General features: G+C 70.6%; 5 protein-coding genes. All 5 read right to left on the bottom strand.

What is annotated here, in order from left to right:
- Positions 1 to 681 (bottom strand): type I restriction endonuclease (locus VNL12_RS11425; RefSeq protein WP_325594625.1); only part of this gene is annotated, 681 nt, incomplete at its 3' end.
- Positions 678 to 1,559, bottom strand: coding sequence for a PDDEXK nuclease domain-containing protein (locus VNL12_RS11420; protein ID WP_325594623.1), 882 nt, complete (start codon positions 1,557 to 1,559; stop codon positions 678 to 680). The genes VNL12_RS11420 and VNL12_RS11425, both read right to left, overlap by 4 nt.
- Positions 1,556 to 2,758: a hypothetical protein gene (locus VNL12_RS11415; protein ID WP_325594621.1), complete on the bottom strand. Its 1,203-nt coding sequence runs from the start codon at positions 2,756 to 2,758 to the stop codon at positions 1,556 to 1,558. Before VNL12_RS11415 ends, VNL12_RS11420 begins: the two co-directional genes overlap by 4 nt.
- Entirely contained in the window at positions 2,751 to 5,132 is a 2,382-nt protein-coding gene (locus VNL12_RS11410; protein ID WP_325594619.1) for an N-6 DNA methylase, read from the bottom strand. The genes VNL12_RS11415 and VNL12_RS11410 overlap by 8 nt, the downstream gene beginning before the upstream one ends.
- A gap of 82 nt (positions 5,133 to 5,214) precedes the next feature.
- Positions 5,215 to 5,940, bottom strand: coding sequence for a glutamine amidotransferase-related protein (locus VNL12_RS11405; RefSeq protein ID WP_325594617.1), 726 nt, complete (start codon positions 5,938 to 5,940; stop codon positions 5,215 to 5,217).
- Positions 5,941 to 6,000: the final 60 nt, after the last annotated feature.

Raw genomic sequence — 6,000 nt, 5'->3', positions numbered from 1 at the left:
GGGGCCGCTGGTGAACGACCCGAGGCGAGCCTCCTGGCCGGTGGTGGCCACGACGACCTGGTTCGTCCAGAAGAGCGGTTCGACCCCCTCCTCGGCCTCGACCTCGTCGCGCTGGTTGGCGTAGCGCCGGAGCTGGCGGATCGCCTCGGCCACCGCTCCCTCCGGGCCGGGGGCCTTGGCCTCGACGACCACCAGCGGGATGCCGTTGACGAAGAGCACCAGGTCCGGAATGCAGTACTGCCTGGCCTGCCCGCTCGTCTCGTCGACCCGGAGCTGGTTGACGACGGTGAAGTCGTTGCGCTCGGGATGGTCCCAGTCGACGTAGCCGATGGTGCGATCGCGGCCGCCGTCCCAGCCCTCGCGCCCGGCGACGGTCGTGCCGTGCAGGAGGAGGTCCGTCGCCGCCTGGTTCGCCTCGACGAGCTTGGAGGTGGCGCCGACCTTGCCGAGGGCGGAGACCGCCTGGGCCAGCCGCACCTCGTCGAGCCAGGGCCCACCGGCGCCGTCGGGGTTGATCCGGACCAGCGCGTCGCGCGGCCGATCCTCCAGCAGCACCTGCCGGAACGACGTCCTGCCGCTGGCGGACGGATCGGTGGTGCTCCCTGCGACGTGGGCCCAGCCCAGGCCCACGAGCTGGTCGATCAGCGGACCCTCGACGTGTGTCCACTCGGGATCGCTCATTGGTGCGCCATGTCGCCGTGGATCCCATCGGACTGGGCGCTCGTCTCCGGGCACCAATGAGCGCTGACGGCTCCGCAGGCTCCGCCCTCAGAGAGCCCGTGTCGTCTGGGGCGCAGGTGGAAGAAGAGCAGGTCGATGCGGAAGTCGTCGTCGCCGACGGTGACCTCGACCTGACGCCCGACGAAGGCGAAGCCCTGGCCCATCTCCACCAGGAAGCGCTCGACGTGGGCGACCAGGCGCGCTTCGAGCTCGGCCTTGCGGAACGGCTCGCCCAGGGTGAGGAAGTCGAAGAGGTACGGGTCCTTGAACGTCTCGACGGCGGCTGCGGCCTGGTCGGCCGGCAGCGTCCGGTCGAAGTTGGTGGCCGCCTTCCCGACCCGGCCGTGCTCCTCCCGCTGGATGGCCCGGGTCAGCTCGGACCGGCTCCACCCCTGGTCGACAGCCCGCCCCACGTACCAGAGCCGGGTGTCCGGGTCCTTCAGCTTGGTGAGGATGACAGCGTGGTGCCCCCAGGGCAGGGTGAGCAGCGCCGGGTCCGGGTCGTCAGCGGATGGGTCGGCCATTTGTGCCACAGCTTGTGGCGAAATCTCGGCAGCGCGCGAGTAGGCCCGGTAGAAGGCCACCATGCGGTCGAGGTTGCGGGCCGAGAATCCTCGGATGTCGGGAAGGTCGTTCTGGATGTCGGCCGCGAGCCGCGGGATGACGGCTGCGCCCCACCCCTCCTCCTGCTGGCTGGCATCGACCATCCGCCCGATGTCCCAGTAGAGGTGGAGCATCTCGCCGCTGACGGCCAGCGCTGCCCGCGACCGGGCCGAGGTGATCCGGGCCCGTACCTCGGCCAGCAACGGCCCGTACGCCGCCAGCTCACTGGCGTTCACCCCGGCACCGTCCGCACCCGCCCCGTGAGCAGATCGTCCGCGAGCCCGGCTCGGAGATCGTGAAGCGATCGCACCCCGGCTTCTTCGGCATGGATCCGGGCGTCAGCGCCGTCGAGAACCTCGACCGTACGCTGCTGTTCCGCCCGGTCCGGAAACGCCAAAGAGATCGAGCGGATCTCTGCCTGGCTGATGTTCTTCATTCCAGCACTCGTGCCCGTTCCTAGCGCCTGCACCACCCGTCGACACCACGGTGTCTGGAGGGCATGGAGAAGAAACTGGGGGACCACGTCCGGCCTTGGGACTAGTCGAAGCGTCTTGTCCGAGAGCTGAAGTGGCCCCGGGAGGCGATCGACTCGACAGGCGAGCCCGACGAACTGGGCCGTGTTGGCGCGAGTCATGAGGAGATCGCCCAGCCTGACGACGTCCTGCGGGCGGCGCTGCGCCGGGACAATCGCCTTGGCCTCCTCGGGCCGGAACCCACCGCCGGCGACTGAGCTGACCTTGAGGACCCCCCACTCACCAGCCGCCGGTCTGCGGTCAGTGGTCGGTGGACTCTTGCCGGACTCGATGCGAAGCAGCCGGTCGCCTAGCGTGCCTCGTCTCCAGCTGGCTTCCGGCCTCATGAGCGCGAGCAGGAGGCCGTGTCGCACGGACCCAAGCATCGTGACGATACGTTCGACCGCTCGGATCGCCTCATCGACGGTGTCGAGGACCTCAGCGATCCGCCGCTGCTCCTCAACACCGAATTGGGGAAGGGCGAGGGCGCTGACATCGACTTCGTTGACGGCTGGGTACCCCGACCCGACCTCCGACCGATGAGCCTGGCGCGCCGCATCATCGCTCAACACGAAATGGCGCAGAAAGCTCGATACGCCATCGCCCGGTCGTGCACGGAGAACGGCGAAACCTGTCGACGCGACCGTTGTGCCGTCTCCGTCGAAGAGCGCATGAGACCGTTGCGCTGGACGTACGGTGCCGAACAGCACGTCTCCCGGGCGCAATCGTCGCCTGGCGCGACTGGGCGCCGAGCCGAAGGAGCACGCCGATGTCGGCCCGTGCTGGATCCGCCCGCCTGATACGGACGACAGATCGACGTATCGGAAGGCGAAGTCAGGGCGCGTCGCCGCGCCGAGGTTTTCCGGATTCACGTCAGCGAAGTCGCTCAGCTTCGCCGTGCCAAGCGACGTCCTCTCACTCATAGCCGAGCTCCTTGAGGAACTGGTCGAGCTTGGCGGATGCTTGGTCGCGATCGGCTTCGAGGTCGCGCAAGGTCACGGCGTACTTGTCGTGCCAGGTCTGGTACCGGGCCACAAGCACCTGGCGGTGGGCGGCGAGGCGGCGGTCGATCGAGTCGGTGAGGCGGGTCCGGAGGATGCCGAGCACCACGTCTCGGGCGCCGTCCCCGGCCAGGAGGACCCTCGCCCTCGATGCAGCCTGGAGCAGTGAGGTGTCGAGGGCCTTGAGGCCGCTCCTGAGGTTGGTCCGGGCCTTCGCAAGCGCCTTCAGCTCCGCATCGGTCAGCCAGTCATCCTCGTGCTCGCCGACCTCGGCCTCCTCATCGTCCTCGGCCGGCGTCGCGGGTGCGGCCTTGATGCGGGCGTCGACCTCGGCGTGCTCGACGGCCAGAGCCTCGCGCTGGGCCAGCAGCTCGGGCACCAGGGCTGCGATCACCGGCTCGTCGGCCAGGCGGCCGCCCTGCTCGGCCCGGTTGGCGGCGGTGGTGAGCCAGGCGCCGACGACGCCGCCGAAGCCACGGACGTCGAGGGTCTGGAGGTCGAAGGTGCACTCGTCCCACCAGCGGGCCATCAGCCCGGCCGCCTGGTACCGGTCGAACGGCCCGACCGCCGCCAGCCGTTCGGCCACCAGCCCGACCAGCTCGGCCCGCAGGCCCACGAGGTGCTCGTCGCCGGCGACGGCCACCAGTCGGTCGGCGACGTGCGCCCAGCAGCCGTCGACCTCGGCCCGGACCTCGGCCTCTCGCCCGGCCGCGCGGCCGGCGATCTCATCCGCGATGGAGCGGTCGAGGGGCGCGAAGTCCCAGTAGTCCTCGTCCCGGTCGACGAACAGCTCGGTGACGTTGATGCCGTGGGCCGCGAACGCCGGAGCGTGCGCGGCCACCTCGGCTCGGGGCACGCCGCCGTGGAGGTGTGCCCGGACGTCGTGAGGTTCGGGCGGCGGGGCGTTGTCGGCGTAGCGGCGGATGTTGGCGTTGAAGTCGTTCTCGGCCAGCTCGTCGACGGTGACCACGCGGGCGAAGCCCTCGACGTCGGCGAAGGCGGCGACGGTGGAGACGATGCGCTCCTCGTGCTCGGGCCGGAGGAAGTTCTGGGCTCGGCCCGCCTCGTACTCGGCATCGGCGTTGACGAAGAGCACCTTGCCCCGGCGCTCGGGCGGCTTGGCCCCGGGAGCGCGCAGGATCAGGATCGCGGCGGGGATGCCGGTGCCGTAAAAGAGGTTGGGCCCCACGCCGATGACGGTGTCGAGCAGGTCGGCCTCAATGATGCGGCGCCGGATCTCCCCCTCGGCCCCGCCCCGGAACAGCACGCCGTGGGGCATGACGGTGGCCACGACACCTCCCGGCCGCAGCACCGCCAGCATGTGCTGGAGGAACATGAGGTCGGCCTTCTTGCCCGACTCCGGGGTGAACCCGAACCGGAACCGCTCGGGGAACGGGAGGTCCCGGCTGTAGCTCTGCGAGAAGGGCGGGTTGGTGACGACCCGGTCGAACTTCTCCAGCTCTCCGCCGGAGGTGTGCTGCGGGGCCTGGAGCGTGTCGTCGTTGCGCAGGTCGGCATCGCGGATCCCGTGGAGGATCATGTTCATCTTGGAGATCGACCAGGTGGTGCCGTTCGACTCCTGGCCGGCCAGCACCAGGTCGTTCGCGTCGCCACCGGCCTCCTCGACGTGGGCCCGGGCGTAGATGAGCATGCCGCCCGACCCCGAGCACGGGTCGTACACCTTCATGCCCTGCTGCGGGTCGACGAGGCGCACCATCATCCGCACCACCGAGCGGGGCGTGTAGAACTCGCCGCCCTTCTTGCCGGCCGAGTCGGCGAAGTCGCGGATCAGGTACTCATAGGCGGCGCCGAGCAGGTCGGGGAACTCGAAGTCCTCGTTGCGGAGGCGATGGGCGTTGAAGTGGTCGAGCAGGTCTCGCCACTTCTTGTCGCTGATCGTCGACTGGCCGACGCGGCGGTTGAAGTCGATGTGGCCGACCACGCCCTCGAGGGCGGGGTTGGCGTCCTCCAGGGCGGCGAGCGCCTTGTTGAGGCCGTCGCCGACGTTGTGGTGGAGGTCACCGAAGATGGCGTCCCACTGGGCCGGGGGCGGGACGAAGAAGGCGTCCTCGTAGAAGTCCGGGTCGTCGAGCCGCTCGGCGACCTCGACGGTGGAGCGTCCCTGGCCGACGAGCTGGTCGCGAAGATTCTCGCGCTCGACCGCGAACTGGTCCGAGGCCCGCTTCAGGAACAGGACGCCGAAGATGTACTCCTTGAACTCCGAGGCGTCCATCTTCCCGCGCAGGATGTCGGCGGCCGCGAAGAGGTGTCGCTCGAGCTGGGGCAGGGTGAGCACGCCGCAACCCCAGCGCGCCCGGGGTCGGGCGTCAAGCGAGCGAGGCGGCCGGAGCACTCCCCGTTGGTCAAGGATCGCAGCATCAGGCCGGCTCGGGGGTGGCGGGCGCCCGGGGGGTGACGGTGAGGTGGTCGGCTCCGGTGAGGGCCAGGACGGTGCCGAGGTTGACGATCGGGTCGACCGCGTCGCTCTCTCCCCACACCGGCCGGGCCCCGAAGGTGCGGCGGAAGCCGCGCCCGGCACGGCCGACCTCGACCCCGGAGAGCTCGGGGTGGAACTGGACCCCGACGGTGCGCTGGCCGAGGCGGAAGCCCTGCACCGCCGTGGCGTCGTTGGCCCACAGGTGCGTGACGCCGTCGCCGCCCAGGAAGCGGCGCGGCACCTCCTCCACGTGGGCGGTGGCCACGACGAGGTCACCCACTCCCGGGCACACCGAGCGCACCGTGGTCACCCCGGCCTCGCCTCCGGCCCCGGCGGCGACAGGGAGAGCGCCCGAGACCGCCGCCGCGATCATCTGCGCCCCCAGGCAGATCCCCAGCACCGAGGCCTGGTCCTCGGCCGCGGCGAGCACCGCGGCCTCGACGGCGCCGAGGCGGTCGAGGGCCTCGGGGGAGGCGGAGCCCACGGGTTCGCCGCCCCCGCTGAAGACGTGCAACACGCCGTGTCGGCCCCGGTGGGCGATGCCCGGGTCACCCCACGGGACGACTCGGGTGCGCCACCCTGTGGCCCGCAGGCGAGTGACGATCGGCGCCCCCCACCCCGAGCCCCGCCACGGCGATCCACTGGCCTCCCAGACGACGGCATCCACGCATCCTCCTCGACAGGGTCAGTGACGGGAGGGCCACCGTCGGTTGAGGAACAATGGACC

This window comes from Iamia sp., from assembly GCF_035575815.1.
In the GTDB taxonomy this organism is placed as follows: Bacteria; Actinomycetota; Acidimicrobiia; order Acidimicrobiales; family Iamiaceae; genus Iamia.
The sequence above is the reverse complement of the archived record's forward strand: the minus strand, read 5'-3'. Positions and strand labels throughout refer to the sequence as shown.